This window comes from Amycolatopsis rhabdoformis (assembly GCF_035918295.1).
Classification (GTDB): Bacteria; Actinomycetota; Actinomycetes; order Mycobacteriales; family Pseudonocardiaceae; genus Amycolatopsis; species Amycolatopsis rhabdoformis.
The window spans coordinates 5795060-5821909 of the sequence record NZ_CP142149.1 but is presented as its reverse complement, the minus strand read 5'-3'; the positions used below and the strand labels follow the sequence as shown (position 1 = coordinate 5821909).

29 protein-coding genes are annotated in these 26850 nt (G+C 70.7%); 20 read left to right on the top strand and 9 right to left on the bottom strand.

Going from position 1 to position 26850, the window contains the following annotated elements:
- Nucleotides 1-28: 28 nt before the first annotated feature.
- Nucleotides 29-847, bottom strand: coding sequence for a LysR family transcriptional regulator (locus VSH64_RS26660; protein ID WP_326565432.1), 819 nt, complete (start codon nt 845-847; stop codon nt 29-31).
- A gap of 95 nt (nt 848-942) precedes the next feature.
- On the opposite strand from VSH64_RS26660, the gene VSH64_RS26655 reads away from it, so the two are divergent.
- The 3 genes from VSH64_RS26655 to VSH64_RS26645 all read left to right on the top strand — a co-directional run bounded on the left by VSH64_RS26655 (nt 943) and on the right by VSH64_RS26645 (nt 2858).
- Nucleotides 943-1389, top strand: coding sequence for a nuclear transport factor 2 family protein (locus VSH64_RS26655; RefSeq protein WP_326565431.1), 447 nt, complete (start codon nt 943-945; stop codon nt 1387-1389).
- Nucleotides 1386-2297, top strand: coding sequence for an NADP-dependent oxidoreductase (locus VSH64_RS26650; RefSeq protein WP_326565430.1), 912 nt, complete (start codon nt 1386-1388; stop codon nt 2295-2297). Before VSH64_RS26655 ends, VSH64_RS26650 begins: the two co-directional genes overlap by 4 nt.
- A 165-nt stretch (nt 2298-2462) precedes the next feature.
- Entirely contained in the window at nt 2463-2858 is a 396-nt protein-coding gene (locus VSH64_RS26645) for a hypothetical protein (RefSeq protein ID WP_326565429.1), read from the top strand.
- A 113-nt stretch (nt 2859-2971) separates the two neighbouring features.
- On the opposite strand, the gene VSH64_RS26640 is transcribed toward VSH64_RS26645, so the two are convergent.
- Nucleotides 2972-3478, bottom strand: coding sequence for a GNAT family N-acetyltransferase (locus tag VSH64_RS26640; RefSeq protein WP_326565428.1), 507 nt, complete (start codon nt 3476-3478; stop codon nt 2972-2974).
- Nucleotides 3479-3589: 111 nt separating this feature from the next.
- Between VSH64_RS26640 and VSH64_RS26635 the strand changes: the two genes are divergently transcribed.
- Nucleotides 3590-4534, top strand: coding sequence for a LysR family transcriptional regulator (locus tag VSH64_RS26635; RefSeq protein WP_326565427.1), 945 nt, complete (start codon nt 3590-3592; stop codon nt 4532-4534).
- On the opposite strand, the gene VSH64_RS26630 is transcribed toward VSH64_RS26635, so the two are convergent.
- The gene (locus tag VSH64_RS26630; RefSeq protein ID WP_326565426.1) at nt 4512-5240 is read right to left on the bottom strand and encodes a VOC family protein; all 729 of its coding nucleotides are present in this window, start codon (nt 5238-5240) and stop codon (nt 4512-4514) included. The two genes, VSH64_RS26635 and VSH64_RS26630, sit on opposite strands and share 23 nt — an antisense overlap.
- 110 nt (nt 5241-5350) lie before the next feature.
- Here VSH64_RS26630 and VSH64_RS26625 point away from each other — a divergent pair, with 110 nt between their 5' ends.
- From VSH64_RS26625 to VSH64_RS26615, 3 genes are all read left to right on the top strand, one after another.
- The gene (locus tag VSH64_RS26625) at nt 5351-5824 is read left to right on the top strand and encodes an SRPBCC domain-containing protein (protein ID WP_326565425.1); all 474 of its coding nucleotides are present in this window, start codon (nt 5351-5353) and stop codon (nt 5822-5824) included.
- Nucleotides 5825-5914: 90 nt separating this feature from the next.
- Nucleotides 5915-6607, top strand: coding sequence for a GNAT family N-acetyltransferase (locus VSH64_RS26620; RefSeq protein ID WP_326565424.1), 693 nt, complete (start codon nt 5915-5917; stop codon nt 6605-6607).
- A 114-nt stretch (nt 6608-6721) separates the two neighbouring features.
- Nucleotides 6722-7198: a hypothetical protein gene (locus tag VSH64_RS26615; RefSeq protein WP_326565422.1), complete on the top strand. Its 477-nt coding sequence runs from the start codon at nt 6722-6724 to the stop codon at nt 7196-7198.
- Here VSH64_RS26615 and VSH64_RS26610 read toward each other — a convergent pair.
- Nucleotides 7185-8021 (bottom strand): alpha/beta hydrolase, encoded by an 837-nt coding sequence (locus VSH64_RS26610; protein WP_326565421.1) that lies wholly within the window; start codon nt 8019-8021, stop codon nt 7185-7187. The genes VSH64_RS26615 and VSH64_RS26610 overlap by 14 nt on opposite strands.
- 164 nt (nt 8022-8185) lie before the next feature.
- On the bottom strand, nt 8186-8890 hold the full coding sequence (locus VSH64_RS26605) for an SDR family oxidoreductase (RefSeq protein WP_326565420.1): 705 nt from the start codon (nt 8888-8890) through the stop codon (nt 8186-8188).
- Nucleotides 8891-9003: 113 nt separating this feature from the next.
- Here VSH64_RS26605 and VSH64_RS26600 point away from each other — a divergent pair, with 113 nt between their 5' ends.
- The 4 genes from VSH64_RS26600 to VSH64_RS26585 all read left to right on the top strand — a co-directional run bounded on the left by VSH64_RS26600 (nt 9004) and on the right by VSH64_RS26585 (nt 12645).
- Complete coding sequence (locus VSH64_RS26600) at nt 9004-9867, top strand: LysR family transcriptional regulator (RefSeq protein ID WP_326565419.1); 864 nt, start codon at nt 9004-9006, stop codon at nt 9865-9867.
- A 234-nt stretch (nt 9868-10101) separates the two neighbouring features.
- Entirely contained in the window at nt 10102-10863 is a 762-nt protein-coding gene (locus tag VSH64_RS26595) for a thioesterase II family protein (RefSeq protein WP_326565418.1), read from the top strand.
- Nucleotides 10829-12430 (top strand): acyl-CoA carboxylase subunit beta, encoded by a 1602-nt coding sequence (locus tag VSH64_RS26590; protein WP_326838032.1) that lies wholly within the window; start codon nt 10829-10831, stop codon nt 12428-12430. The genes VSH64_RS26595 and VSH64_RS26590 overlap by 35 nt, the downstream gene beginning before the upstream one ends.
- Nucleotides 12431-12441: 11 nt before the next feature.
- On the top strand, nt 12442-12645 hold the full coding sequence (locus tag VSH64_RS26585; RefSeq protein WP_326565417.1) for an acyl-CoA carboxylase epsilon subunit: 204 nt from the start codon (nt 12442-12444) through the stop codon (nt 12643-12645).
- A gap of 909 nt (nt 12646-13554) precedes the next feature.
- Here VSH64_RS26585 and VSH64_RS26580 read toward each other — a convergent pair.
- Genes VSH64_RS26580 through VSH64_RS26570 form a run of 3 tightly spaced genes read right to left on the bottom strand, consistent with a single transcriptional unit; the run spans nt 13555 to nt 16585 of the window.
- Nucleotides 13555-14208, bottom strand: a complete 654-nt coding sequence (locus tag VSH64_RS26580) for a response regulator transcription factor (RefSeq protein ID WP_326565416.1) — start codon at nt 14206-14208, stop codon at nt 13555-13557.
- Between the two features lie 17 nt (nt 14209-14225).
- The gene (locus VSH64_RS26575) at nt 14226-15347 is read right to left on the bottom strand and encodes a sensor histidine kinase (RefSeq protein WP_326565415.1); all 1122 of its coding nucleotides are present in this window, start codon (nt 15345-15347) and stop codon (nt 14226-14228) included.
- Nucleotides 15338-16585: a nucleotide disphospho-sugar-binding domain-containing protein gene (locus VSH64_RS26570; RefSeq protein WP_326565414.1), complete on the bottom strand. Its 1248-nt coding sequence runs from the start codon at nt 16583-16585 to the stop codon at nt 15338-15340. Before VSH64_RS26570 ends, VSH64_RS26575 begins: the two co-directional genes overlap by 10 nt.
- A gap of 263 nt (nt 16586-16848) precedes the next feature.
- On the opposite strand from VSH64_RS26570, the gene VSH64_RS26565 reads away from it, so the two are divergent.
- Both VSH64_RS26565 and VSH64_RS26560 read left to right on the top strand, forming a co-directional pair.
- Nucleotides 16849-17787, top strand: coding sequence for a proline iminopeptidase-family hydrolase (locus tag VSH64_RS26565; RefSeq protein ID WP_326565413.1), 939 nt, complete (start codon nt 16849-16851; stop codon nt 17785-17787).
- Nucleotides 17780-18733, top strand: a complete 954-nt coding sequence (locus tag VSH64_RS26560; protein WP_326565412.1) for an ACP S-malonyltransferase — start codon at nt 17780-17782, stop codon at nt 18731-18733. Before VSH64_RS26565 ends, VSH64_RS26560 begins: the two co-directional genes overlap by 8 nt.
- On the opposite strand, the gene VSH64_RS26555 is transcribed toward VSH64_RS26560, so the two are convergent.
- A complete protein-coding gene (locus tag VSH64_RS26555; RefSeq protein WP_326565411.1) occupies nt 18726-18971 on the bottom strand; it encodes a phosphopantetheine-binding protein in 246 nt (81 codons plus the stop codon). The two genes, VSH64_RS26560 and VSH64_RS26555, sit on opposite strands and share 8 nt — an antisense overlap.
- Nucleotides 18972-19102: 131 nt before the next feature.
- On the opposite strand from VSH64_RS26555, the gene VSH64_RS26550 reads away from it, so the two are divergent.
- The 7 genes from VSH64_RS26550 (at nt 19103) to VSH64_RS26520 (ending at nt 26764) form a co-directional block, all read left to right on the top strand.
- Entirely contained in the window at nt 19103-20599 is a 1497-nt protein-coding gene (locus VSH64_RS26550) for an AMP-binding protein (RefSeq protein ID WP_326565410.1), read from the top strand.
- Between the two features lie 4 nt (nt 20600-20603).
- Nucleotides 20604-20993 (top strand): hypothetical protein, encoded by a 390-nt coding sequence (locus VSH64_RS26545; RefSeq protein ID WP_326565409.1) that lies wholly within the window; start codon nt 20604-20606, stop codon nt 20991-20993.
- A 171-nt stretch (nt 20994-21164) separates the two neighbouring features.
- Complete coding sequence (locus tag VSH64_RS26540) at nt 21165-22610, top strand: AMP-binding protein (protein ID WP_326565408.1); 1446 nt, start codon at nt 21165-21167, stop codon at nt 22608-22610.
- Complete coding sequence (locus VSH64_RS26535) at nt 22607-23821, top strand: type III PLP-dependent enzyme domain-containing protein (protein WP_326565407.1); 1215 nt, start codon at nt 22607-22609, stop codon at nt 23819-23821. Before VSH64_RS26540 ends, VSH64_RS26535 begins: the two co-directional genes overlap by 4 nt.
- Nucleotides 23818-24306, top strand: coding sequence for a cobalamin B12-binding domain-containing protein (locus VSH64_RS26530; protein ID WP_407655562.1), 489 nt, complete (start codon nt 23818-23820; stop codon nt 24304-24306). Before VSH64_RS26535 ends, VSH64_RS26530 begins: the two co-directional genes overlap by 4 nt.
- The gene (locus tag VSH64_RS26525; protein ID WP_326565406.1) at nt 24303-25571 is read left to right on the top strand and encodes a methylaspartate mutase; all 1269 of its coding nucleotides are present in this window, start codon (nt 24303-24305) and stop codon (nt 25569-25571) included. The genes VSH64_RS26530 and VSH64_RS26525 overlap by 4 nt, the downstream gene beginning before the upstream one ends.
- A complete protein-coding gene (locus VSH64_RS26520) occupies nt 25568-26764 on the top strand; it encodes a cytochrome P450 (RefSeq protein WP_326565405.1) in 1197 nt (398 codons plus the stop codon). The genes VSH64_RS26525 and VSH64_RS26520 overlap by 4 nt, the downstream gene beginning before the upstream one ends.
- Nucleotides 26765-26850: the final 86 nt, after the last annotated feature.

The following is a 26850-nucleotide window of genomic DNA, read 5'->3' as shown; positions in this document are numbered from 1 at the left end:
GGTATCCGTGCAGGTCAGGCGGTTTTGGCTACGCGGTCGCCCGCCGGCGCGCGACGACGTCCCTGGCCGCGCGCTCGAACGCCCGGAGGTCCGCGGACGGCTTGCCGGCGGCCCGGCCGAGCACCAGCGTGGTGCCCGCCTGACCGACCACGGGCACCGCCACCACGGCGTCGCCGACCCGGCTCGCGGCACTGTGCCCGACCACCACCACGAGCTCACCGAGGGCGACGCGGTCCACGATCTCGTCGAGCGAAACGGGCGGGCACGACGCGCGGAAGGCGTCGACGCGGCGCAGCTCGTCGATCGGGATGGCCGCGCGCGAGGCGAGCTGGTGGGACGCGGGCAGCAGCGCGACGGGCGTTTCGAGGGCGAGCTCGGTGGTCGTGAGCCCGGCGGTGTCGGCGGAGGCGCAGAAAAGCGCGACGTCGGCGGTGCCTTCGCGCAGGGCTTTCGGCTGGTCGGTGGTGAAGAGCAGCTCGACCGGCACGGCGCCCGGTCGGTGGGCGTAGGTCTCGAGCACGTCGGACAGCAGGCCCGCACCCGTGCCCGAGCGCACGGCGACCACCAGCCGAGCGGGTCGTGCCGCACGCTGCGCCCGGCGCACGGCGGTGTCCACGGCGGCCAGTGCCACCCGGCTTTCGGCGAGGAACACCGTGCCCGCGTCGGTGAGGTCGACCCGACGGCTCGTGCGCTCGAACAACCGCACTCCCAGCCGCCTCTCGAGCCGCGCGATCGCGCGGGACAGCGGCGGCGCGGCGATGCCGAGCCGCTCGGCCGCGCGGGCGAAGTGCAGCTCCTCGGCCACGGCGACGAAATAGGCGAGCTCGCGCGTCTCGAGGCGATCCATACCTGCAGGGTAATGATCGGCGACCGGGTCGTCATCGTTCCGCAGGTCACGCCGGCGTTGGCTGGAGGTGTTCCCTGAACGAAAGGCAGAGTTCCATGACTCCCGAACGCGCAGTGCAAGAGGTCCTGGCCCGCTACGTCCGCGCCACCGACGCCCGCGACGGCGCCGCCCAGGGCGCCCTCTTCACCGAGGACGCCCAGGTCCACGTGCACGTCCGCACCGGCCCCGGCACCTACAAGCCCCTCGGCGACCCCATCATCGGCAGCGCCGGCGTGCAGCACGCGGTGGAGCACCTCATGCTGCCCCACCCCGAAGGCGGCACCGGGCACCACGTCACGGCCGACCACCTCATCGAGGTCAACGGCGACCGCGCCCACCTGTCGGCCCAGTACGTGGTGTTCGAGGTGCGTTCCCTGCCGCACCAGGCGATCCGGCCCATCGAGTCGGGCTACTACGACACCGAGCTCATGCTGATCGACGGTACCTGGAAGATCACCCGGCACGATGTCCTCGGGGATCTGGTGCCGGATCTCAACTCGTGAAAGCCGTGGTGTACCAACGGTTCGGCGGGCCGGAGGTCCTGGAGGTGATGGAGCTGCCGGACCCGCGCGTGAACGTCGACGGCGTGCTGGTGCGCGTGAAGGCGGCGGCGCTGAACCCGGCTGACCTCGGTGTGCAGGCGGACGAGTCGTCGTTCGAGACGTACTTTCCCGCTGTGCCGGGGTGGGACGTCGCCGGCGTCGTGGAGCGCGCCGGCCCGGGTGCCGCGGAGTTCTCGCCCGGGGACGAGGTGATCGGTTACGTCCGTGGCCCGGTCGCCCACCGCAACGGCGCTTACGCGGAAAAGGTGTCCGCGGACGTGCGCACGTTGGCGCGCAAGCCTTCCGGGATGTCGTGGGCCGCTGCGGCGGGGTTGCCACTGGGCGGGTTGACGGCGCTGCAGGCCTTGCGCGCGCTGGCGCTCTCACCGGGAGAGACGCTGCTGGTCCACGGGGCCGCGGGTGGCGTCGGTTCGCTGGCCGTGCAGCTGGCGGTCTCGCGCGGGATCCGGGTGATCGGGACGGCCGGCTCTCCCGGGAATCTGGCGTACGTGCGATCGTTGGGTGCTTCGGCGGTTCGGTATGGGCCGGGGGTGGTGTCTCGGGTTCTCGACGTGGTGCCCGGCGTCGACGCGGTGCTGGATGGCGCGGGGCTCGGTGCGGTGGCGTCCACTTCGGACTTGGTGCGCCCCGGGGTTCGGGTGGCGTCGATCGCGGAGTTCTCGTTTCCGGGGGTGATTCCGGTGTTCGCGCGGCTTGCTTCTGGTGATTTGGCGACTTTGGCGGAGTTGGCGTCGTCCGGCGTGTTGTCAGTGCGGGTGGCTCGGACGTTTCCTTTGGCGTCGGCCGCGGAGGCGCAGCTTTTGCTGGCGAGTGGGCGGGCGGAGGGGAAGGTTGTTCTGATTCCTTAGTCCTGAGGGCGGCCGAGTACCCAATCGGTGGAATTTCGGCTTTGCGGGATCCGGAGTGGCGTGGAGGTGCCAGCGAAGGCTCGATTCCTGAGGCGGTGATCGCTCAGTCGGGTTCGGTGGGCGCGTGGTTCACTCGGCGCGAGCACTCAGGAAGCGAGTCGGACCATGTTGCGGATCACGGTGGGGGGCTGGAGTGTTCTGGTGGGGGAGGCCGAGGTGGTCTTCGGGCGCGTGTTGCGGCCGGGGGAGGGGGAGCCGGAGCTGCCGCGCGTGTGGGCGGGGCGAGGGCTGGGGCTGCGCGACGAGGACGTGCCGCCGTTCGTCGGGGCGCTCGGTGAGGTGATGGGGACGCCGCAGTTCTGGCAGGCGCGCGGGGCGGGGCGCGGGAGTGAGCAGATCTGGTCGGTTCCGCTGACGCGTAACGGGTTCACGTACGTGACCGGCCCCTGCGGACGCTGGAACAACACAGTGGGGCACCGGCCGACCGAGACGTTCGCGGTGGCGCTGGCCGACGTGCGGGGGCTGCGGATCCGGTTGGCGGCACATCTGCACACCGGGTGAGTTGCGCAGGTTGGTGAGGCTTCGCGCATGGGGCAGGCCACCTGCACACCGGGTGAGTCGCGCAGGTGAGTGAGGCTGGGCGGACCCCACGCAGGGCAAGGCCCGCCCACCCGTCAGGCCCCAGCGTCTCCCCGGCTGCGGGGTTTGACGAGGAACACCGCGTGCGCGATGTGGCCGTTGGCGGGGCCGGGCTGGGTGGTGAGGGTGTAGCCGGCGCGTTCGTACAGGGTGATGTTGCGTTTGCTGGCGGCGCCGGTGAAGAGTTCGAAGCGGGTTGCCTCGGCGGGGGCCGCGGTTTCGACGTGGGCGAGGAGGCGGCGGCCCAGACCGCGGCCGGCGAGGTCGGGGGCGACCATCAGGCGGCCGATTTCCCAGGCGTCGCCCGTGAGGCGGCCGCGGACGGCGGCGATCAGGCGAGGGCCCTGGCGGACGAGGGAGACGTGCCACGACGTGAGGTCGGCGCGGATGTCGTCCAGGGACTCGTGGAGGGCGGGGATGTCGAGGGTGTTGTTGAGCAGCGCCTCCTCGACCCAGCAGCAGCGTTGCAGCACGAGCAGCTCGGCGGCGTCGGCGGGGGTCGCGGGCAGGAGGCGGGTGCCGGGGAGGTCGGTGAGGTCCACGGTGTGTGTCTAGCGGGCGCGGGGGTGTGAGCGCAATCGGGTTCGGGGCTGTCCGAAGTGGACAGGCGCGGGTCGTGGCGAACGCGCCGACGAGGGGGCGACACTGGGGGCATGAACTTCGAGGCACTCCGGGCGTTCGTCGCGGTCGCGGAGGAGGGGCAGTTCCGGCTGGCCGCCGGGCGGCTGGGGATCAGCCAGCAGGCCGTGTCGAAGCGGGTGGCGGGGCTGGAGGCGGAGCTGGGGGTCGCGCTGTTCGAGCGGGTGGCCGCGGGGGCCGCGCTGACCGTGGACGGCCGGACCTTCCTGCCCCGCGCCAAGGCCGTGCTGAGCGCCGTGGCCGAGGCGGTGGACTCGGTGCAGCGGGCCACGCGGCCGCTGCGCGTGGACGTGCTCGGGCGGCGGCTGGCGGCGGCCGAGCTGTTCCGGGAGTTCCACCGCGAGCACCGCGAGGTGCCGATGGAGATGCTCACCTCCAGCGGCGCGGCCGAGACCCTGCGCGAGCTGCGCGCCGGCGCGGTCGACGCCGGGTTCACGTACCTGCGTGAGCCCCCGGAGGGCCTGGAGCACGAGTACGCCTACCTCGAACCCCTGCAGATCGTGGTCGGGCCGGGGCATCCGCTGGCAGGGCGCAAGCAGGTGCGGCCGGCCGAGGTGGCCGCACACCGGGCGTGGGTGCCGGGCATCCGCCGCGGCAGCGAGTGGGAGGGGTTCTACGCCGAGCTGTCCGCGGAGTTCGGCGTGGACGTTGACCCCACCGGCCCCGACTTCGGCCTGGAAGCCCTCCTCGACACGCTGGCCGAGTCGCGCACGCTGGTCACCTTCGTCGGGGAAAAGATCCGCATCGCGTGGCCCGAACGGCACGACCTGCGGCGCATTCCGGTGGTCGAGCCGGTGCTGTGTTACCCGTGGTCACTGGTCTGGCGCGACGGGACCGGTCACCGCGGGTTGGCCGAGCTGGTGGCGTTCGTGCGGCGGGACCGGGTGCTGCCCGCGGGTGAGATGTGGGTGCCCGGGCACGTCCGCCGCGAGCTGGTCACGGCCGCGCGATCACGGTGAACTCCGCGCCGAACGGGTCGGTGACGGTGGCCATCCGGCCGTACTGGGTGTCGGTGACCGCGGTGACCTTGCCACCGGAGTTGAGCGCGTTCGTGGCGGAGGCGTCGGCGTCGGCGACTTCGAACGTGGTGGCCCAGAAGGACGCCGGGGCGTCGGGCTGGTGGAAGATGCCGCCGACCTCGTGGCCGTCGGGGCGGCGCAGGAAGGTGAAGTCGGCTTCGGCGAGATCGGGGTTGCCGTCGAGGGTGAAGGCGAAAACGGTGCGGTAGAAGGCCCGGGCGGGCGGTGCGGTGGGGGTGATGAGGTCGTTGCGCACCAGGGTGTCGGGCTCGTTCACCAGGCGGGCGCCGGGGAAGGTGGCGCCTTGCCAGAGGCCGAAGGGTGTACCGGAGGGGTCCACGGCGAGGGCGGCGCGGCCGCGGGTGCCGACGTCGTGCGGTGGACGCAGCAGCTTGCCGCCGGCGGAGGTGACGGCGCCGGCGGTGGCGGCGCAGTCGTCGGTGGCGAGGTGGACCAGCCACGCCGAGGTGGCGTCGGGGTCCTGGTGGAGGCCGGCGACCGGCAGGCCGCGCAGGAGGCAGTCGCCGTCGTCGAAGGTCCAGGCGAACACGCTGCCGTAGAAGGACCGCGCGCGGTCGAGGTCGGGAACGGCCAGGTCGATCCAGGTCGGCGTACCCAGGGGCTGGTTGGTGTCGACGGAGGACATCGGGCTTCCTTTCGGACGTCTCGGAAGTCCGACGTTAGGCTCCATAACGGTCAGTTTCCGGCCGGAATTGTCCGGGTTAGCCTGGCGGTTCGGAGCGGAAGGGGATCGCGATGGCTGACTTGGTGCGCACCGAGGACGGGTTCGACCTCGTGTTGCGGCGCACATTCGCGGCGTCGGTGCAGGACGTGTGGGCCGAGGTGACGGAGCCGCACCGCACGGCGCTGTGGTTCGGGCCGTGGGAGGTCACGGACGGGAAGAACATCCGGGTCCGGATGGTGTTCGAGGAGGGCGAGCCGTGGGTCGACATGCGGATCGAGGCGTGCGAGGCGCCGGTGCGGCTCGCGCTGATGGGGATGGAGGACGCGGGCGGGTGGCCGCTCGAGCTGCTGGTGTCCGAAGTGGAGGATGGCACCGAGCTGAGGCTGGTGCACCACCTGAGGAGCGCCGACGGCATCGGTGAGATCGGGCCGGGCTGGGAGTACTACCTGGACCTGCTGGTGGCCGCGCGGGACGACAGCGTGCGGCCCTCCTTCGACGACTACTACCCGGCGCTGAAGGCGTCGTTCGAGGCGCTGCGGGGGTAATCCCTGCCTCAGCATGTGGGATCGGGTGGCAAACCGCGTGGCCGGCGCAGCATTCTGAAGTGTCGCCCCGACTACGAAATGGCAGGCAGCATGAGCTCGTCGCCCCTCGACAACCCGGTGTGGGCAGCGCTGACCGGACCGCAGGCGCACCTGGCCGAGCAGAAGGGCCAGGTGCGGCGCTTTCCTGCCGACGTCGCGCCGTTCGTCGGCCTGCCGGACCGGCCGGACGAGGACGTGTGGCGCGACGTCGCCGACCTCGCCGGACCTGGTGGCACGGTCGTGATCGCCGGGGCGACGGGGCCCGCGCCCGCGGGCTGGACGGTGCTGGGCGAGACGCCGGGCGTGCAGCTGGAGGGCACCGGGCTGGCGGTGGCGCCCGATGACGAAGCGGTGCGGCTCACCGAGGCCGACGTGCCGGAGATGCTCGATCTGGTCGCCCGCACCCAGCCTGGGCCGTTCCTGCCGCGGACCATCGCGCTCGGCACCTACTTGGGCATTCGCCGCGAGGGGGCGCTGGTCGCGATGGCGGGTGAACGCTTCCACCCGCCCGGCTGGACGGAGATCAGCGCGGTCTGCACCGACCCGGCGTTCCAGGGCAAGGGGTTGGCGGCTCGGCTGGTGCGCGCGGTCGGCGCGGGGATCCGGGCTCGCGGTGAAGTGCCGTTCCTGCACGCGGCGGGGTCGAACGTCGGCGCGATCCGGTTGTACGAGCACCTCGGTTTCCGGCTGAATCGGGAGCTGGTTTTCCTGGCGGTGCAGGTGCCCGAGGTGGGCCGGCGCTAGTCGCGCGGCGGCCGGCGGTGGCGGTCGGCGTTTGCGACGAGTGGCGGGAATCCGGCGGAACACGGCGATCCAGCCGGTTCCGGGCGGGTAAATGCGAGGGCTAGCGTCAGGGCCGTGAGCAAAGTCTTCCTGTCGATCCACGTGCTGGCCGCGATCCTCGCCGTCGGACCCGTGGCCGTGGCCGCCAGCATGTTTCCTGCCGCCTTGAAGCGGGGTGATCGCTCGACGCTCGCGTTGCTGCACCGCATCTGCCGCGTGTACGCGTGGGTGTCGATCGCCGTGCCGGTGTTCGGGTTCGCCGTGGCCGGGACGATGAAGGTGACGGGGCAGGCGTGGGTGCTCGTCTCGATCGCGTTGACGGCGGTGGCCGCGGTGGTACTGCTGGTGTTCGTGCTGCCTGGGCAGCGAGCGGCGTTGGGTGGGCCGTCGGGTGATGGCGCGGTGGCCGAGGGAGCGGTGGCCACGGCGGTTCCGGCGCTGGACACCCGCGTCGCCGGGCGGTTGGCGATGACGACGGGGGTGTTCAACCTGTTGTGGGCCGTGGTCACGGTGCTGATGATCGTGCGGCCGGGGTCGTCTACCGGAGTGTGAGGCCCGCCAGCACCGACGCGAGCTCGCCGGCGCGCACGAGCGGGCCGACGTGGCTCGCGTCGAGGGAGTGGACGTCGAACGGGTTGGCCGGCGTGAGGGCGTCGGCCTCCTCGATGAAGCGGTCCTGCAACGCGAGCGGCAGGCTTTCGTCCCGGGTGAGCCGCACGTACGTGTGGGGCACGCGCCCCCACGTGTCGGCGGCGGCGCGGTCGTTGCCGGCGTCGAGGGTCTCGTCGGGATCCATGCCGGCGAGGAACGACAGCAGCTCGGCTTCGGTGCCGTCGGCGAGCAGCGCCTGCTTCAGCGCGGCGAGGTGGGCCGGGTCGGCGGACCGCCAGTTCATCCGGATCGCGCCGAGCTGCGCCGGATCGCCGGCCAGCACCTTCGCCGCTTCGGCCAGCGCGGGTGATGAGTACGCCGGGTTCTGCAGGTAGTCGGCCGGGGTGCCGTCCACGCAGCACCAGGCCGACACGTACACCGTCCTCGCCAGCAACTCCGGCACGGCGTTGGCGACGCTCGTGACCGTGAGCCCACCGCGGCTGTGGCCGACGAGCACCACGTCGCCGTGTTCCCGCACCTGTCGCACCACGTCCGTGACTGACGCCACCGCATCGGCGTGGGTGATCCCGGCCAGCGGTGACGGCTCGGTGGCGAACGTCGCCAGGTCCTGCGCCTGGTACGCCACCGAGAAGCCCGCCGTGCCGTGACCGGGCAGGTCGACGGCGAGGGAGCGGTGACCACGGAGCGCGAGTTCGCGCTGGAGCGCCGAGAAACCTCGGCTGGTCGCGTTGGAACCGTGGACGAGGACGAAGGTGGGCGCCATAGCGGCGATTCTGCCCGAATCGGGCAGGTGGTCGCTGGGAGTTTCCGGATCTGCTCGGGTGGGGATGGCTGTCCGAGGGAGACTTGGGGCGCCGATGGGTACGCGGCTGCGGTGACGGCACTGTCGCCGCAGTGGTTCGCGTGCTCCTGATGTAACGACTGGGGTCAGGCCGCGGGGATGCTGCCGCCGCCGTCGACGCGCAGGATTTGACCCGTGATGTAGCTCGCGTCGTCGGAGAGCAGGAAGCAGATCGCGTGGGCGATTTCCGCGGGGCGGCCGAGGCGGCCGGCGGGGATCTTGCTCAGGAACCAGGTTTCGCGGTCGGAGCCGGCGGGGGTGCCGCGGCGGAAGAGTTCGGTCTCGGTGGGGCCGGGGGCCACGGCGTTCACGGTGATGCCCGTCGTCCCGAGTTCCGCGGCCCAGACGCCGGTGGCCGTTTCGAGGGCGGCTTTGGCGCCGCCGTAGGTGGTGCGGTTGGGGGTGCCGAGGGTGACCAGGCTGGTGACGTTCACGATGCGGCCGCGTCCGGCGGCGCGCATGCCGGGGAGCGCGGCCTGGGTGACCTGGATCGCGGTGCGGAAGTTGAGGTCGAAGGCGCGCGAGACGTCGTCGAGGTCGATCTCGCCCAGGGGAGCCAGGGTGGCCGTGCCGACGTTGTTCACCACGGCGTCGACCGGGCCGGCCGCGAGGACCTCGTCGAGTGCCCGGGCGGTGGCGGCGACGTCGCCGAGGTCGACGGCGTGGAAGCTGCCGGGGAAACCCTCCGGCGCGCTGCGGGCCAGGCCGATGGGGTGGTGGCCCTCGGCGGCCAGCCGGTCGGCGACCGTGCGGCCGATGCCCTTCGACGCCCCGGTGATCAGCACTCGCATTTCTCATGACTCCTTTTGCTCGGTGTGGTCATGACGGTAATGTTCTGGACAGCCCGTGTGAAATGTCGTGAGTGTTATGGCGGCATGGCGCGGGGATCATGGCAGGAGGTCTCGTGACGACGTTGCAGCAGCTCAAGGTGCTCTTGGCCGTGGCCGACCACGGCGGGTTCACGGCCGCGGGCGAGCGGCTCGGCATGGCCCAGCCCGCGGTGAGCCGCTCCGTGGCCGCGCTGGAGACCGAGCTGGGTGCGCCGCTGCTCACTCGCCAGCGCACTGGTGTCGCCCTCACCGAAGCCGGCGAACGTGCGGTGCGGCGGGCGCGCGAGGCCGTGCGGCAGGTCGATCTGCTGCGCGCGGAGGTGGCCGAGGTCGCCGGGCAGATCACCGGGACGCTGCGGATCGCCAGCCTGCCGACCGCCACGGGCACCCGGCTGCCCGCTGAGCTGCGGCTGTTCACCGAGCGCCACCCGCTGGTCGCGGTGCGGCTGATCGAGGGTGTGGATCAGGAGGTGCGTGACTGGCTCGACCTGGGGGTGGTCGATGCCGCCGTGGTCACGCTGCCGGCGCCCGGCCTTCGCACGGTGCTGCTCGACACCCACGAGATGTGCGCGGTGCTGCCCGTGGGCCACCGGTTGGCGGAGAAGGACGCGGTGTCGTACGCCGAGCTCGAGGAGGAGCCCTTCGTGCGGCCCACGGGTGGCTGCGCGCAGGTCTTCTCGGCCGCGGCGGAGCAGGTCGGGGTGCGGCTCGAGGCGACGTTCGAGGCGCGCGAGATGTCGGCCGTGCTGGAGATGGTGCGGGCGCGATTGGGCGTGAGCATCCTGCCGTCCGTGGGCGTGCCTCGGCTGGATGGCACGGTATTGCGGCCGTTGGTGCCGCGGACGGAACGCAGGGTCGCGGTGGCGGTGAGTGCGAGTGCGTCGCCGGCGGCGCGGGCGTTTCTGGCGCAGTTGGAGGATGGGGTCGTTTCGGACTGAGGTCCATTGTGGATGATCGTCCTGGTTGGGGGCTGGTGGGTTTGGGGCGGCATCCTCTCGTTCCTCGATGAGTGTCCTTTATGGAACTGAGGTGGACTTCCGTGCTGCTCGGCGGGCGGCTTTAGGGGCGGTTTAGGGGTCGTTGTGGGCTGTCGGCCGGGCTAGCTTGGTGCGTCGGGGGACTCGGTCGTTGGGACGGTCCCGGTGTGACAGACGGAAAGGCGGTGGGACGACATGGTCGCCCACGCGGAAGACGCCTGGTTTCGGCGGTTCCACGCGTCGCCGGAGGCTGGGGCGCGGTTGGTGTGCCTGCCGCATGCCGGGGGGTCGGCGAGTTTCTACTTCCCGGTGTCGCGGGCGTTGGCGCCGGAGGTCGAGGTGCTCGCGGTGCAGTACCCCGGGCGGCAGGACCGGCGGCACGAGCCGTTCGTGACCACGATCGAAGCGATGGCCGACGAGGTGGCGCGGCTGTTGCGGGACAAGACGGACAAGCCGTTGGCGTTGTTCGGCCACAGCATGGGGGCGATGGTCGCCTACGAGGTCGCGCGGCGGCTGGAGGACGGCGGCGTGCCGGTGGACACGCTGTTCGTGTCCGGGCGGCGGGCGCCTTCGCGGCAGCGTGTCGAGAGTGTGCACACGCGCACCGACGAAGGCGTGCTCGAAGAGCTGCGGCGCCTGAGCGGCACGGAGATGGACCTGCTCGGCGACGAGGATGTCGTGCGCATGATCCTTCCTGTGGTGCGCAACGACTACCGCGCCGTGGAGATCTACCGGCACGCGCCGGGGCGGCTGCTCGACGCGCCGGTGGTGGCGTTCACCGGCACCGACGACCCGGTCGCGTCCGTGGACGAGGTCGGCTCGTGGGCCGGCCACACGGCGGCGGGCTTCGAGCTGGTGACGCTGCAGGGCGGGCACTTTTTCCTGACCCGCCACCAAGACGTGATTCTGCGGTACCTGGGTGATCGGCTCGTCGACAAGGGGCGTGTACATGTCTGAGGCACTGGCCGTAGAGGGCGCGTTCGGCAACCGGCTCGTGGAGCTGCGCGAGATCAAGGAGGCGGCGCGCCGCGGGCCTGACGACGCGGCGACCGTACGGCAGCACGAGCGCGGCAAGCTGACCGCCCACGAACGCATCGAGCTGCTGCTCGACCCCGGCAGCTTCACCGAGATCGAGGCCCTGCGTCGGCACCGGGCGACGGGCTTCGGGCTCGAGCACCGCCGACCGTATTCCGACGGCGTGGTGTGCGGGTGGGGAACCGTGCACGGGCGGACGGTTTTCGTGTACGCGCACGACTTCCGCATTTTCGGCGGGGCGCTCGGCGAGGCGCACGCGCAGAAGATCCACAAGGTGATGGACCTCGCCGCGGCTGCCGGTGCGCCGCTCGTGTCGTTGAACGACGGTGCCGGCGCGCGGATTCAGGAGGGCGTGACGGCACTGGCCGGGTACGGCGGCATTTTCCAGCGGAACACGCGGTGTTCCGGGGTGATCCCCCAGATTTCGGTGATGCTCGGACCGTGCGCGGGGGGTGCGGCGTATTCGCCGGCGCTGACGGACTTCGTGTTCATGGTGCGTGAGACGTCGCAGATGTTCATCACCGGACCCGACGTCGTGCAGGCCGTGACGGGTGAGGAGATCACGCAGAACGGCCTCGGTGGCGCCGATGTGCACGCCGGGACGTCGGGGGTGGCCGCGTTCGTGTACGACGACGAGCAGAGTTGCCTGGAGGACGTGCGGTACCTGCTGTCCTTGCTGCCGGCCAACAACAACGAGGCTCCGCCGGTCGAGCCCACCGACGATCCGATCGACCGCCGCACGGACCGGCTGCTCGACCTCGTGCCCACGGACTCGGCCCGCGCGTACGACATGTGCGCCGTGATCGAGGAGATCGTGGACGACGGCGAGTTCCTCCAGGTGCACGCCGGCTGGGCGACGAACGTGGTGTGCGCGCTGGCGCGCCTCGACGGCCGCGTGGTCGGCATCGTGGCGAACCAGCCGGCGACGCTCGCCGGCGTGCTCGACATCGAGGCCAGCGAGAAGGCCGCGCGGTTCGTGCAGACGTGCGACGCGTTCAACATCCCGCTGGTGACCTTGGTCGACGTGCCCGGCTTCCTGCCCGGCGTGGACCAGGAGCACGGTGGCATCATCCGGCACGGCGCAAAGCTGCTGTACGCGTACTGCAACGCCACGGTGCCCCGCGTGCAGCTCATCCTCCGCAAGGCCTACGGCGGCGCCTACATCGTGATGGACTCCCGCTCGATCGGCACCGACGTGTCGCTGGCGTGGCCGACCAACGAGATCGCCGTGATGGGCGCCGAGGGCGCGGCGAACGTGATCTTCCGCCGCGAGATCAAGGCGGCCGACGACCCGGAGACCGAGCGGCGGCTGAAGATCAAGGAGTACAAGACGGAGCTCATGCACCCGTACTACGCCGCCGAGCGCGGGCTGGTGGACGACGTGATCGAGCCGGCTCGGACGCGGGAAGTGTTGATCCGCTCGTTGCGGATGCTGCGGACGAAGCACGCCGATGTTCCGGTGCGCAAGCACGGAAATCCGCCGGTGTGAGGGGCGTGGAGATGGCGGACGTGGTCGCGGCCGGTGTGCCGGTGGTGCGGGTGGTGCGAGGGAATCCGACGGATGAGGAGTTGGCCGCGCTGATGGCGGTGCTGGCCGCGGTGCAGGTGTCGCCGCCGGTTCCCGAGGTGGCTGAGGTGATGGTGCCGCGGCCACGGCGACCGACGCGGTTCGTGCCGGCGACGACGTGGCAGGGAGCACGCTGAGACTTTCCCCGGGAGCCGCATCCGTGCCACGGAGAGGTGGTGCGGGTGCGGCTCGTTCCTGCGTGGATGTGGCGGGAAGTCGTGTTGTGGTGGACGTATGCATCGTGAAGGTCGCCCCGAGCGCGGGCGCTGCTGGTGTGGCCGGGCTCTGCGGGGCGGAATACAAGAGCCGCGCGGGCATGGAGATTCGGCCCGCGAGGATTGGCTTGAGCGCAAGCGCTTCGACGGCCGGTTGCTCTCGTGCCGTGGCGACTGGCGGCAGCGTGGGTGCGCCTCGCTTCGGTTGAGTAGCGAAGAGCAGCCCTGCGCGCGTGGGGATGGGGTTCTTGTGGGTCGCGTCGTGCGCGAGTGCGGAGCGCTTGTGCGGCGCGGCGATGAAGGTCGGCGTGGTGCGAAGGCTGGGCCGAGCGGCGCTGGATGGATCGGGCGTGGGCGGTGTAGGTGCGGCCGGTCTCTGTGTGGTGGCCGGCCGAAGCTGTGCGGTCGCGGCGACCTGGTTTGAGCCGACCTTCCTGGGCGCGGGTGGTGCAGACGCAGCTGATTCCGCTCGAGTGCGGGGAAGCAGCCTGGGTGTAGAAGGCGAGTCCGCACCCGGCAGAACCGGCGCTCTTAGCCCAGGTGGCGCTGGCGCCTGAGCGCGCGTTGCATTGACAGTACGCCAAGATCGTCGCGCGGCCACGAGCAAGGCCAGGCGCGACGGCAACTCAAGCCTGCGGCTCAGCGAAGCACAACCAACGCCGAGCCGCACCCGTCTTCGAGAGCCGGCGGCGGCGACATGCGCTCTCCACACGGTGGCGAGCACACCATCCACAATGGTCGAAAGTCGAACAGGTCCAGGAGCGGAAGAAAGATCCATACCCCCAAACTACCCACCTCACTCGAACACCCGCACGATATCGATCGAGTGAATCACACGCGCACCGCGGTACTGTCCAAATAGGTCAGCACCGCCCGGATCCGCCGGTTCTCGTCACGGCTGGCCTCCAGGCCCAGCTTCGAAAAGATGTTGCTGATGTGGTTCTCCACCGCTCCCTGTGTCACCACCAGTGCCTTCGCGATGGCCGCGTTCGAGAGGCCCTGGGCCATCAGGCCGAGGACTTCCGCTTCGCGCGCGGTGAGGCTCTCCAAGGGATCCCGGCTGCGGGAGAGCATCTGCGCGACCACGTCGGGGTCGATGGCGGAGCCGCCGGCGGCCACGCGGTGGACGGCTTCGAGGAAGTCGGCCACGTCGGCGACGCGTTCCTTGAGCAGGTAGCCGACGCCAGAGGTGCCTTCGGCGATCAGGTCGACGGCGTAGCTGCCCTCGACGTACTGGGAAACCACCAGGACCGGCAGGCCCGGGATTTCCTTGCGGGCCGCGATGGCGCCGCGGATGCCTTCGTCGGTGAAGGTGGGGGGCATGCGGACGTCGGCGATCACGAGGTCGGGGTGGTGTTCGCGGATGGCGACGAGCATGGCGTCCGGGTTGTCGACGGCGGCGGCCGTGGTGATGCCGACGTCGGCGAGCAGGCTTTGGACGCCGGCGCGCAGGAGCACTGAGTCTTCGGCGATGACGACACGCATGAACGGCTCCTTGAAAACTACCAGCGGACGGGGAGGTCGGCGCGGACCACCGTGGGGCCGCCGACGGGGCTGACCACGGTGAGCACGCCGTCGATCGTGGCGGCGCGGTCGGCGAGGCCGGCCAGGCCGCCGCCGGGGCGCACGGAGGCGCCGCCGTGGCCGTTGTCGGTGATTTCGACGACCACGGTGTCGTCGTCGCGGGTCACGCGGACCGAGGCGCGGTCGGCGCCCGCGTGCTTGGTGATGTTCGTGAGCACCTCTCCCACGATGAAGTACGTGGTGGTCTCCACCGGCGCGGGCGGGCGCGGGTCGACGGAAACCTCGACGTCGACCGGGATCGGCATGCGCGCCGTGAGCGAGGACAGCGCCGCGTCGAGGCCGCGGTCCTGCAGCACCGGCGGGTAGATGCCGCGGGCGAGGTCGCGCAGTTCGGACACGGCGAGCTTGGCGTCGGCGTGCGCGGCGCCGATGAGTTCGCGCACGCCCTCGGCATCCCCCGTGGAGTCCAGCTTCAGCTGCGCGCGCCCCAGGCTCATCGCCACGGCCACGAGCCGTTGCTGCGCGCCGTCGTGCAGGTCGCGCTCGATGCGCTTGCGTTCGGCCTCCACCGCGTCGACGCCGCGCGCCCGGGAGTGCTGCAGGTGCTGGGTGCGTTCCTCCAGCTGCGCCGTGCGGTCCGGGCCCAGCATCGACAGGACGAGCGCCGCGTGCAGTGCCCCGATGCGCGGCGCCACGAAGATCCCGAACGGCGGCACCGCCACCGACACGATCCCCGCCACGAACTCGACGATCCCCAGCGGCAGCGCCACCAGCACGAACATCAGTTCACGCCACGTCGTCGGGTCGATCAGCCGCGCCTGCCACACCGCGAGCAGGCCGCTGCCGCGAGCCGGTCGACGCCGTGGCTGGTCCACCACGACGCCCAGCAACGCGCGCACCGACCGCCGTTCCAGGTCCGCGAAGCCGCGCATCACGCCGGTGGCGACGAGCAGCAACGGGATGCCCACCCACAGCATCGTCGTCGCGACCCCGACGATCATCGACACGAGCACCACCACGAACGCGAAGATGCGGATCGGGAAGTTCCCCAGGAGGAACCCGATCGTGCGCACCGCGTGGGGCCGCGTGGTCACCGGCATCGCGCGATCCGTTCGAACTCGGGCACGAGGTCGTCGAGCGTGGGCGTGGCCAGCATCTCGTCGCGCACCTCCAGCGCGCACGAGCGGAACGACGGCTCGTCGAGCAGCCGCAGAAGTCCACCCCGGACACTCGACGGAGTCACGTCCTCCAGGTCCAGCATGAGTCCGTTGCCCCGCTTCACCTGCGCCACCGCGGAGCCCCGCTCGCTCCACGTGGTACCGGGGATCACCAGCTGCGGCACCCCGTTCACCACGGCGTTGCCGATCGTCGCGCCACCACCCTGGTGGATGATGGCCGAACAGCTCGCGAGCAGCTCGTTCATCGGCACGAAGTCGACCGCGCGCACGTTGTCCGGCACCTTCCGCACGGACGCCAGCTGGCTCGCGTTGAGCGTCGCGATCACCTCGACGTCGAGGTCCGCGAGGCCGTCGAGCAGGTCGGACACCGAAGTCTCCTCGACGCCGAGCACCTGCCGGTTGGAGATGCCGAGCGTGAGCATCACCCGCGGGCGCGCCGGCTCCTCGAGCACCCACGGCGGGATGGCCATCGGCTTGTTCTGCGGGATGAACCGCGCCGGCACGTAGTCGACGTCGACGCCGTCGTAGCGCAGGTAGGACGGGTGGCAGTCGATAGTCTTCACGCCGTGGCGCAGCGTTTCGTCGTACACCGCGCCGAAGCGGGCCACCGCGTCGGACATCCACTCGACGAACGGGTCCGGAGTGGACAGTCGAAGGTCACGGTACTGCGCGTTGATGCGGGCCGTCTGGTCCATCGCGTACATCATCCGCAGGTGCGGTACGCCGAGCGCGTGCGCGACGATCGGCGCCGCGTAGATCATCGGGTCCCACACCACGAGGTCGGGCTGCCACTGCCGCGCGAAGCGCACCAGCTCATCGAGCAGCGAATCCGGCGTGGTCCAGCGGAACACGTCCACCCAGTGCTCGTAGACGTTGCGCACGTACTCCTCGGTGTAGTGCTCCGGCCGGCTCTCGGAAATGCGGAAGTCGCCCTGCATGGCGTTGTTGCCGTCCACCTGCAGCTGACGGTGGCGGGCGATGTCGAGCTCGCTGCCGAACCACATGGCGTCGAGGCCCGTCTCGGCGAACGACGCCACCTCGCGCGGGTTGCACTGGCCGACGAAGCGGACCTCGTGGCCCGCGGCCGCGAGCGCCCAGCCGACCGGCGCCATGCTGTAGACGTGTGTCCTCGTCGGGAAGACCATCAACATGACACGCATGGGACGCACTCTCCTCGTTCTGCTGGCGGGAAAGACGTTAGTGCGAACGCCGCGCCCGGCCGACCCGGCAACGCGTCGCTAGGGGTCGCGCACCCCTGGCGCCCTTGCCCCGGAAAGTCCCGGTGGACTAAGGAGAACAAGGACTTAGACCGGCTTTAGACGCCCCTTAGGGGCTGGTGACGACAGCGCCGCGACGGATAGACATGAACGTGGGTCCGGCGGCAACCACCCGCCGGCCGAGGGATACGAACGAGGTGATGAGCATGGCCGTGGCGCCCACCGCGAAGGGCTGGGTTCCCTTCGGCGAGCACCGCACGTGGTACCGGGTCACCGGTGTCGTCGGGGGAGAGCTGCCCGCCGTCGTCGTGGTACACGGCGGGCCCGGCAGCACGCACGACTACCTGCTGAACCTCTGCTCGCTCGCCGAGCACGGGTTCCCGGTGGTGCACTACGACCAGCTCGGCAGCGGCGGTTCCACGCGGCTGCCGGAGAAGGGCGCGGACTTCTGGACGCCCGAGCTGTTCGGCGACGAGCTCGACAACCTCGTGCGGCGCCTGGGCATCGAGGACAACTACCTCCTCTACGGACAGTCGTGGGGTGGCCTGGTCGTCGCGCGGCACGCCGCCCAGCGGCCCGACGGGTTGCGCGGGCTGGTGATCGCCAACTCGCCGGCGTCGTACGAGCTGTGGCGGTCCGAAATGGACGTGCTGCGCGCGCAGCTGCCGCCCGGTGTCGACGAAGAGCTGCGGGCGCACGAAGCAGCGGGGACCACGGACACGCAGGAGTACTTCGACGCCATGCGGGTGTTCTACGACCGGCACGTGTGCCGTGTACTGCCGTGGCCCAGTGACTACTTGGCCTCCTTCATGGAGATGGCGGACAACAACACCGTCTACTCCGTGATGAACGGGCCGAGTGAGTTCACCGTGACCGGCACGCTCAAGGACCACTCCGTGATCGACGACCTCGACGACATCGAGGTGCCGACCCTGCTCATCTCCGGCCGGCACGACGAAGCCACCGAGAAGACGGTGCAGCCGTACTACGACCGGATCCACGACGTGCGCTGGGAGATCTTCGAGGATTCCAGCCACGTGCCCCACCTCGAAGAACCCGAACGGTTCCACGAGGTCCTGCTGAGTTTCCTGCGGGAGGTCCATCCCGTCGCCAACGCCGAAAGTGAGGCAACCAGCCATGGATGAGGCCAGAGGATCGGCGGTGGTCTTCCCCGGGATGAGCCCCTGCCGCTTTGTCGACTTCGGCAAGTTCCTGCTCATCAACCCGTTCGCCCGCCGCCTGATCGGAGAGGCCAACGACCGGCTCGGCTACTCGCTGGTCGACCGCTTCCGCGAGACGGAGGGCGACTACTCCGAATACGCCCAGGTCGGGTTCATGCTCACCTGCCTCGCGCTCGCCGAGTGGGCCGAGCAGGAGTACGACATCAGCCCCGACTACTGCACCGGCCCGAGCTTCGGCGAGAAGCCGGCGAGTGTGTACGCCGGTTCGCTCACCTTCCCCGACGCCGTGTGGATGACCGCGGAGCTCGCCCGCTGTCTCACCGAGTTCTTCGCCACCGAGTACACCGACGTGGTCACGCACTCGTTCGTGCGCACACCGGAGGAGAAGCTGCTCGACGCGCTCAACGACCTCGACGGGCGCGGCGAGTGGTCCGACATCTCGTGCTACATCGACCACGACTTCTACATGGTCTCGTTGCGCGAGCGGAACCTCGACTGGCTCAAGCAGACCGTGCGCAGCATGGGCGGCTTGTCCTTGTACACCATGCGCCCGCCGCTGCACTCGCGAGCTTTCGGGGCGCTGCGCCGCAAAGCCGAGGACGAGGTGCTCGGCGGCCTCGACTTCCACGACCCGCTGCTGCCGATCGTCGCCGATCAGGACGGCTCGATCCTGCGGACGGGAGAACAGGTGCGCACGATGTTGCTCGACAGCATCGTCAAGCCGCTGCGGTGGCCGCACGTCGTCTCCTCCCTGGAACAGCTGGGCGTGCGCAAGCTCTGGGTGGCCGGGCCGGACACGCTGTTCGGCCGCGTGCGCGCCACCACGAGCCGGTTCGAGGTCGTGACGATCAACCCGAGGCTGGCCCTGCAGCCCCGGCGTCGGGGTGCAGGACCTTCGCGGGTCAGCTAGCCGGCTGCAGCTCGGCCAGCGTGGCCCAGAGCCGGCCCGGGTTCTCGAAGGTCTCGAGGTTGAGGGCGTCGTCCTCGAAGCGCACGTTGTAGTTCTGCTCCAGCACGGCGAGCAGCTCGACGGTCGCGAGCGAGTCGAGGCCGTACTCACGCAGCGGGGTCTCCGTGGTGAGCGCCTCTTCGGCGGGCAGGAACGGGAGGAACGAACGAAGGGTCTCGTCGAATGAGCTGTCCCACATGACTACTCCGGATGGCTAGATCGGTATCTACCAGGCAGGAAAACCGACCGCCCGGTTCGGTTTTGGACTCTACCTCGCGTCGCCGCTCCGGATCGACGCATCAGCACCCCTATTCGACGCGGAGGACGATGATGGACACGAGTCTCACCGGCGGGCTGCACTCGCGCTTCCTGCGCGGCCTGGCCCTTTCCGAAGGCGGCACGGCCGTGCGGGTCGGCGACCAGGACCTCACCTACGGCCGGCTGCACGAGCAGGCGCTGCAGTGGGGCGGTGCGCTCGCCGACGCGGGCGCGCGCACCGTAGGGGTGCTGGCGGGCAAGGGAATCAGTGCGTACGCGGGAATCCTGGCCGGGCTGTACGCGGGCGCCACTGTGGTGCCGCTGCGGCCCGACTTCCCCGCGGCGCGCACCGCGCAGATGGTGCAGGCCGCGGGCGTCGACGCGATGGTGGTCGACGCGCGTGGCTCGGCGTTGCTGCCCGAGGTCTTCACCGGGCCGACTGTGCTTTCACCCGAGACGAAGGTGCGCGGGGCACTCAGCGAACCGAAGCAGGTGCGGCCGGAGGACTCGGCGTACGTGCTGTTCACCTCGGGCTCCACCGGCCGGCCCAAGGGCGTGCGGATCGGCCACGGTGCCACGGAGCACTACTTCGGCCTGCTCGACCAGCGGTACGACTTCACGCCCGAAGACGTGTTCTCCCAGACCTTCGACCTCAACTTCGACTGCGCGATGTTCGACCTGTTCTGCGCGTGGGGCGCGGGGGCGCCCGCGGTGGTGCTGCCGGGGACGGCCTATCGCGATCTGCCGGCGTTCGTGGCCGAGCGCGGGCTCACGGTGTGGTTCTCCACGCCGAGCGCGATCGACCTGGTCCGCCGCACGGGTGGCCTCACGCCGGGCGCGCTGCCGGGCCTGCGATGGAGCTTCTTCGCGGGCGAGGCGCTGATGGTCGGTGACACGGCCGCGTGGCGCGAAGCCGCGGTGAACGCGACGGTCGAGAACCTCTACGGCCCTACCGAGCTCACCATCACCGTCGCCGGTTACCGCTGGGACGACGAGGAGACTCCCCGCGTCGCCGTGAACGGGGTCGTGCCGATCGGGGCGGTGCACGAGGGTCACGAGCACCTGCTGCTCGGCGACGGGGACGTCGAGGAGGCCGAGGAAGGCGAGCTGGCCATCGCGGGCCCACAGCTCACGCCGGGGTACCTCGACCCGGCCGACGAACGTGGCCGGTTCCTCGAGCGCGCGGGCCGCCGCTACTACCGCACGGGCGACCGGGTGCGCCGGATCGGCGACGACCTCGCCTACCTGGGCCGGCTGGACTCGCAGGTGCAGGTGCTCGGCTGGCGCGTGGAGCTCACCGAGGTGGAACACGCGCTGCGCGACTGCGGGGTTCGCGACGCCGTGGCCCTGGGCGTGCCCGGCGACGCGGGCCTGGAGCTGTTCGTGTTCTACACCGGCGGCGAACGGCCGGCGATCGAACTGGTGCGCGCGCTGCGGAAGGTGCTGCCTGAGGGCGTGATCCCGCGCCGCTACCGGCACCTGGCCGAGTTCCCGCTCAACTCGAACCGCAAGATCGACCGGAAGGCCCTGGCAGCGGAGGCGGCCGGGTTGCTGGCGCCGGTAGGTTGACGGGGTGGCGAAGTACGTGATCGGGCCGGACGTGGCGATCCGGCTGGCCGAGGAACGGGCCGTGGTCGGGCACCAGTTGCTCGCGCCCACGTTGATCCGCTCCCACGTGCTGTCGCTGCTGTACTCGCGGGTGCGCGAAGGTGAGCTGACCAAGAAGGACGCCGAAGGCCACCTCGATTTCCTGCGCGGGCTCAAGCTGCGCCTGCTCGGCGACCGCGTGCTGCAGGCCACGGCGTGGCGCGTCGCGGACGAGCTCGGCTGGGCCGACACCTTCGTCGCCGAATACGTGGCGCTGACGCGGCTGCACGGCGACGCGTTCGTGACGCTCGACGAGCGGCTGGCACGGGAGCTCACCGGCTTCGTGCCCCTTGTGCCGTTCACCGCGTTGAGCTGAAGCGAAGCTGAAAAAGCCTGCTCCGCCTGGGTTTCCGGGCGGAGCAGGCCGGTTCGCGTGGCCGTGGTTAGGGGCGCTTAGGGGTGTGGCCACCCGCGCCGGCGCGGCTAGCTTTCCCGAAGTCGAGGGGCGGTTCGTGGCCCCGGTTCTCGAGTTCTGGTGGGAGCAGTCGTGAACGGTACTTCGCTCGTCCATTCCCTGCTCGACGAGGCGGTGGCCGACGCGCCCGCGTCGGTGGCGGTGCGCGACCGCGTCGGCGCGTGGACCTACACCGAGCTCGCCGCGTGGAGCCACGCGGTGGAAGTGGTGCTCGCGCGCCGGGGGGTGGGGCGCGGTGACCGCGTGGTGGTGCAGCTGCCGACCACGCGTGAGCTGGTCGCGTTGTTCTTCGGGACGACCCGCCGGGGTGCGGTGTTCGTGCCCGTGAACCCGGCGATGAAGGCGTTCCACTTCGACTCCGTGGTGGCCAACGCCGAACCGGTGCTGGTGATCACCGACCTGGATCCACTGTGGACTGAAGTCGAGGCCGCCCACGGCGAACGCATCGAAGAGACGCAGGTCGATCCCGACGACGTGGCCGTGCTCATCTACACCTCCGGCAGCACCGCCGCGCCCAAGGGCGTGATCGGCCCGCACCGCCAGGTCACCTTCGCCGCCGGCGCGATCCAAAAGGTGCTCGGCTACCGCGGCGACGACGTGGTGTTCTGCCGCTTCCCGATGTCCTGGGACTACGGCCTGTACAAGGTCCTGCTCGCCACCCTCGGCCGCAGCGAGATCGTGCTCGCCGACGCGGAGTCCGATCTGCGGCTGCTGCAGCGGATGCGCGAGGTTGGCGCCACGATCGTGCCCATCGTGCCTTCGCTGGCCACGATGATCGCCACGCTCGCCGGCCGCGAGACCGAGCCGGCCGCGCCCGTAAGGCTGTTCACCAACACCGGCGCCGCGCTGCCCGACAGCACGATCGCGCAGCTGCGCGCCGCGTTCCCCGGCACGCGCGTGGTGCGCCAGTTCGGCCAGACCGAGTGCAAGCGCATCACGATCATGCCGCCGGACGAGGACGACCAGCGCCCCGGTGCGTCCGGGCTGCCGCTGCCGGGCACGTCCGTGCACATCCTCGCGGCCGACGGCACCGAGCTGCCGGCCGGCGACATCGGCGAGATCGTGGCCGCCGGCCCGCACGTGATGCCCGGCTACTGGCGCGCGCCCGAGCTGTCGGCCCGCGCGTTCCGCCGCGACGAGACCACCGGCGAGCCGCGCCTGCACACCGGCGACTACGGCCGGCTCGACGCCGACGGGTACCTCTACTTCGAAGGCCGCCGCGACGACATGTTCAAGCGCAAGGGTATCCGGATGTCCACTTTGGAGATCGAGGCCGCTGCGATGGACATCCCCGGCGTGCGCGCGGCCGGCGCGATCCCGCCGAGTGACGCGCGCGACCTCGCCATCTGCGTCGAGACCGAGCTGCCGCCGACCACCGTGCTGCGTGAGCTGGCGAAGCGGCTCGAACCGCAGAAGGTGCCGTCGCTGTGCCACGTGGTGGCGGAGTTCCCGCTCACCGCACACGGCAAGAACGCCACGAAGGAACTGGCCCTGCTCGTGGAAGGCGCGCGCAAATGAACCAGCATCTCGCCGAGAAGTTCGGCACTCCCACCTACGTGTACGACCTCGACGTGGTCGCCGAGTCGCGCGACCAGCTCTTCGGCCTGCTGCCCGAGGGTTTCCAGGTCTTCTACGCGCTGAAAGCCAACCCGCACCCGGAAATCGCCCACGAGCTGCACCGCGGCGGCTGCCGCGCGGAGATCAGTTCCACCGGTGAGCTGGCCTACGCGCTGCAGGCCGGGTTCGAGCCGGGCGAGATCCTCTACACCGGCCCCGGCAAGACCGACGCCGAGCTGGCGCAGGCGATCGGGGCCGGCGTACGGCTGTTCTCGGTGGAGTCGGTCACCGATCTGCAGCACGTCGGTGTCGCGGCCGAGAAGCACGGCGTGGTCGCCTCCTGTCTGCTGCGCGTGAACACCACGCAGGGCAGCGCGTCCACCGGCATCCGCATGATGGGCCGGCCCTCGCAGTTCGGCATCGACGCCGAGACGCTGCCCTCGCTCATGCCCGCGCTCAAGGCCACGCCCGGCACCCGCGTGGTCGGCGCGCACTTCTTCACCATGAGCAACGCGAAGGACGAAGACAGCCTGCTCGGCGAGTACGAGTTCGTGCTGCAGTCGGCCGCACAGCTGCACCAGGAAGCCGGCCTGCCGCTGGAACTACTCGACATCGGCGGCGGCTTCTCCTCGCCGTACGCGGTGCCGGGCGTGCGCACCGACTACCCGAAGCTGCGCGCGGGCTTGGAGCAGCTGCTGGACCTGTACCTGCCGGAGTGGCGCACGGGCGAGATCGAGCTGGCGTGCGAATCGGGCCGGTACCTCTCCGGCAGCTGCGGTTCGCTGCTCGCCGGCGTGGTGAATGTGAAGGAGAGCCGCGGCAGCCGGTTCGTGATCCTCGACGCGGGCATCAACGTGGTCGGTGGCCTGTCCGGCATCGGCCGGCTGTTGCCCGCCGCTGTCGGCATCGAGGACACCGATCCGAACGGAGCGACCGGCAGCCTCGTCGGTCCCCTCTGCACTCCGGGTGACTCGCTGGCCAAGGCCGCGAAGCTGCCCGAGCTCGCGCCGGGTGACGTGGTGACGGTGCCCAACGTCGGCGCGTACGGCGTGACCGCCAGCCTGATCAGTTTCCTCGGTCGGCCCGCGCCCACCGAGGTCGTGGTGCGCGGCGACGAGGTCGTGTCCGTGTCGCGGCTCGACTACCAGCGCGCCTACGAGGTTTCGCCGTGAGCGAGGAGATGCGCGCGTACGGCGGCGGTGTCGTCACGGATCCGCGCGGCACCGTGCTCGTGAGCAGCATGGCGTCGGACTCGCACACGTGGAACCTCGTGTACCTGGAGCTGCTGGTCGATGAGCTCGGCTTCGACGTGGTGAACCTCGGCGCGTGCGTGCCCGACGAGCTGCTCGAATCCGAGTGCCTCAGCCGCCGGCCGACGATGCTCGTGCTCAGCAGCGTGAACGGCCACGGTTACCAGGACGGCCTTCGCGTGATCCAGCGGCTGCGCGCGTTTCCCGAGCTGCGCGCGCTGCCGGTGGTGATCGGCGGCAAGCTCGGCGTCGGCGGCCCGCTGACCGCGGACGAGATCGCGCAGCTGCTGCTCGCCGGCTTCGACGCGGTGTTCGACGACCAGCAGAACACCGCCTCGTTCCGCCGGTTCGCGGCGACGCTCACGGCCGGCGCGGCCCAGCTTCCCGTGCGGGTGGAGGGGGCGTGAGCTTCGAGCGGTTCGTGGAGCGCAGCCACGCGGCCGGCCGGCTCGTGGTGCAGCCGCGCATGGGGTTCGCCGATCCCGTGGTGATGCGCGAAGGGCTGGCGGCCACGAAAAACGCGGCCGCCACGACCGTCGGCACGGTGACGCTCGACAGCTACACCCGCGTGTGCGACACCGATTCCGTGGCCCACGCGCTCGCGAACGGCATCGCGCTCAACGGCTATCCCATCGTGAACCACTCGCCCGAGGTCACGCGCGCGATGCTCGACGGCCTCGAAGGCCCGGACTTCCCGGTGCAGGTTCGCCATGGTTCCGCGCGGCCCGCCGACATCTTCCGCGCGATGCTCGCCGCCGGCCTGCACGCCACCGAGGGCGGGCCGGTGTCCTACTGCCTGCCCTACAGCCGCACGCCGCTCGACGAGTCCGTGCGCAACTGGTCCTACTGCTGCGAGCTGCTGGCCGACGCCGAGCTGCCGGGCGGGCGCGCGCACCTGGAGACGTTCGGCGGCTGCATGATGGGCCAGCTGTGCCCGCCGAGCGAGCTGGTGGCGCTGAGTGCGCTGGAGGCGTTGTTCTTCTACCGCAAGGGCTTGCGCAGCATTTCGGTGAGCTACGCGCAGCAGACCAACATGCGCCAGGACCAGGAAGCCGTGGCCGCGTTGAAGCGGCTGTGCGCCGAGCTGCTGCCCGGCGCACAGTGGCACGTGGTGATCTACGCGTACATGGGCCTCTTCCCGCGCACGCCGGAAGGCTCGCTGAGCCTGCTCGGCAAGGCCGCGGAGCTGGCGCTGAGCACCGGGTCGGAGCGGCTGATCGTGAAGACGGTCGCCGAGGCCCACCGGATCCCCACCGTCGCGGAGAACATCCAGGCGCTGGAGCACGCCGGCGCGGTGCGCACCCCGCAGCAACCGCTGGTGGACGCCGACAACCAGGTGTACCGCGAGGCCTACGCGCTCGTCGACGCCGTGCTCAACAGCCACGAGGACCTCGGCCGCGCGATCGTGGTCGCGTTCAAGCGCGGCCTGCTCGACGTGCCGTTCTGCCTGCACCCCGACAACGCCGGCCAGGCGCGCAGCTACCTCGACCCGGCAGGCCGGCTCTGCTGGTCCGACCTCGGGTCCCTGCCGCTGCGCCGCGTGGTCGAGCGCGGCCCCGGCGGTGCGATCACCTCGTCGACGCTGATGTCGGCGCTCTCGTTCGTCCAGCACACCCACGACGCCCAGGTTTTGGAGAAGCCGATGACCGCGATTGGAGGGGATTCGCGATGAGTACGCGCCGGACTGTCCGGGCCTACCCGTTCGACATGCAGGAGATCTCCGTTTCCGAGCTGTACCACCAGTTGCAGCGCGAAGAGCCGATGAGCCGGGTGCAGCTGCCCTTCGGCGAACCGGCGTGGCTCGCCACGAAGTACGCCGACGTGAAGCTCGTGATGACCGACCAGCGCTTCAGCCGCGAGCTGGCGCAGGGCCTCGACCAGCCGCGGATGCGCCGCCAGCAGATGGGCGACGGCATCATGGGCATGGACCCGCCCGACCACTCGCGCCTGCGCCGGCTGGTGTCCAAGGCGTTCACCGCACGGCGGCTGGAGCAGATGCGCGAAGGCGTGCGGACGCTGGTCAACGAGCTGCTCGACGGCATGGTCGAGCGCGGCGACGCGGCCGACGTCGTGGAGGAGCTGGCGCGCCCGCTGCCCGTCACGGTGATCTGCGACCTGCTCGGCGTGCCGCAGGAGGACCACAAGATCTTCCGCGAGTGGACGCAGGCGCTGGTCAGCGACGCCACGGCCAAGGGCGACGTGCTCGACGTCTACGGCGACCAGCTCGACAACTACGTGGCCGGCCTGGTGGCGCAGCGGCGTGAGGAGCCGACCGACGACCTGCTCGGCGCGCTGGTCTACGCGCGCGACGCCGGGGACAAGCTCACCGAGAACGAGCTGATCTCCATCGCCGGCGCGGGACTGCTCACCGGCGGTGTGGAGACGGTGTCGACGGCCCTGCCGAGCTTCCTGTTCACCCTGCTCACCCAGCCGGAGCTGCTCGCGCAGCTGCGCGCCGACCCCGAGCTGATGCCGACCGCCGTCGAGGAGCTGCTGCGGTACGTGCCGATCAACACCGCGGCGATGTTCGCCCGCTACGCCACCGAGGACGTGCGCTTCGGCGACGTGGTGGTGCGCGCGGGCGACCCGGTGCTGCCGGCGCTGCACGCGGCCAACCGCGACCCCGAGGTGTTCGCGAACCCGGACACCGTGGATCTCACCCGCAGCCCCAACCCGCACGTCGCGTTCGGGCACGGTCCGCACCACTGCATCGGTGCGCAGCTGGCGCGCCTCGAACTCCAGGAAGCGCTGAAAGCCATTCTCGCGCGATTCCCGGAACTGCGGCTCGCGGACGGGCGCGAGGGTGTGAAGTGGGAATTCGGCGTGATCGTGCGCGGGCCGTCGCTGCTGCGCATCGCCTGGTGATTTTCCCGCCCCTACCTGCCTTTTCTGGGGATCCGGTGCGGCTTGGAGCCGACCTACGATCCCGTTGACGACCCTTGAATGCTGCC

Bases quoted from the DNA above. Each gene is read 5' to 3' on its own strand.
- VSH64_RS26570 (WP_326565414.1), bottom strand. From the start codon at position 16,585: ATGCGTGTCATGTTGATGGTCTTCCCGACGAGGACACACGTCTACAGC.
- VSH64_RS26645 (WP_326565429.1), top strand. From the start codon at position 2,463: ATGTTGCGGATCACGGTGGGGGGCTGGAGTGTTCTGGTGGGGGAGGCC.
- VSH64_RS26620 (WP_326565424.1), top strand. From the start codon at position 5,915: ATGAGCTCGTCGCCCCTCGACAACCCGGTGTGGGCAGCGCTGACCGGA.
- VSH64_RS26585 (WP_326565417.1), top strand. From the start codon at position 12,442: ATGGCGGACGTGGTCGCGGCCGGTGTGCCGGTGGTGCGGGTGGTGCGA.
- VSH64_RS26595 (WP_326565418.1), top strand. From the start codon at position 10,102: ATGGTCGCCCACGCGGAAGACGCCTGGTTTCGGCGGTTCCACGCGTCG.
- VSH64_RS26555 (WP_326565411.1), bottom strand. From the start codon at position 18,971: ATGTGGGACAGCTCATTCGACGAGACCCTTCGTTCGTTCCTCCCGTTC.
- VSH64_RS26605 (WP_326565420.1), bottom strand. From the start codon at position 8,890: ATGCGAGTGCTGATCACCGGGGCGTCGAAGGGCATCGGCCGCACGGTC.
- VSH64_RS26575 (WP_326565415.1), bottom strand. From the start codon at position 15,347: ATGCCGGTGACCACGCGGCCCCACGCGGTGCGCACGATCGGGTTCCTC.
- VSH64_RS26625 (WP_326565425.1), top strand. From the start codon at position 5,351: ATGGCTGACTTGGTGCGCACCGAGGACGGGTTCGACCTCGTGTTGCGG.
- VSH64_RS26660 (WP_326565432.1), bottom strand. From the start codon at position 847: ATGGATCGCCTCGAGACGCGCGAGCTCGCCTATTTCGTCGCCGTGGCC.
- VSH64_RS26655 (WP_326565431.1), top strand. From the start codon at position 943: ATGACTCCCGAACGCGCAGTGCAAGAGGTCCTGGCCCGCTACGTCCGC.
- VSH64_RS26535 (WP_326565407.1), top strand. From the start codon at position 22,607: ATGAACCAGCATCTCGCCGAGAAGTTCGGCACTCCCACCTACGTGTAC.
- VSH64_RS26550 (WP_326565410.1), top strand. From the start codon at position 19,103: ATGGACACGAGTCTCACCGGCGGGCTGCACTCGCGCTTCCTGCGCGGC.
- VSH64_RS26610 (WP_326565421.1), bottom strand. From the start codon at position 8,021: ATGGCGCCCACCTTCGTCCTCGTCCACGGTTCCAACGCGACCAGCCGA.
- VSH64_RS26565 (WP_326565413.1), top strand. From the start codon at position 16,849: ATGGCCGTGGCGCCCACCGCGAAGGGCTGGGTTCCCTTCGGCGAGCAC.
- VSH64_RS26635 (WP_326565427.1), top strand. From the start codon at position 3,590: ATGAACTTCGAGGCACTCCGGGCGTTCGTCGCGGTCGCGGAGGAGGGG.
- VSH64_RS26520 (WP_326565405.1), top strand. From the start codon at position 25,568: ATGAGTACGCGCCGGACTGTCCGGGCCTACCCGTTCGACATGCAGGAG.
- VSH64_RS26580 (WP_326565416.1), bottom strand. From the start codon at position 14,208: ATGCGTGTCGTCATCGCCGAAGACTCAGTGCTCCTGCGCGCCGGCGTC.
- VSH64_RS26630 (WP_326565426.1), bottom strand. From the start codon at position 5,240: ATGTCCTCCGTCGACACCAACCAGCCCCTGGGTACGCCGACCTGGATC.
- VSH64_RS26560 (WP_326565412.1), top strand. From the start codon at position 17,780: ATGGATGAGGCCAGAGGATCGGCGGTGGTCTTCCCCGGGATGAGCCCC.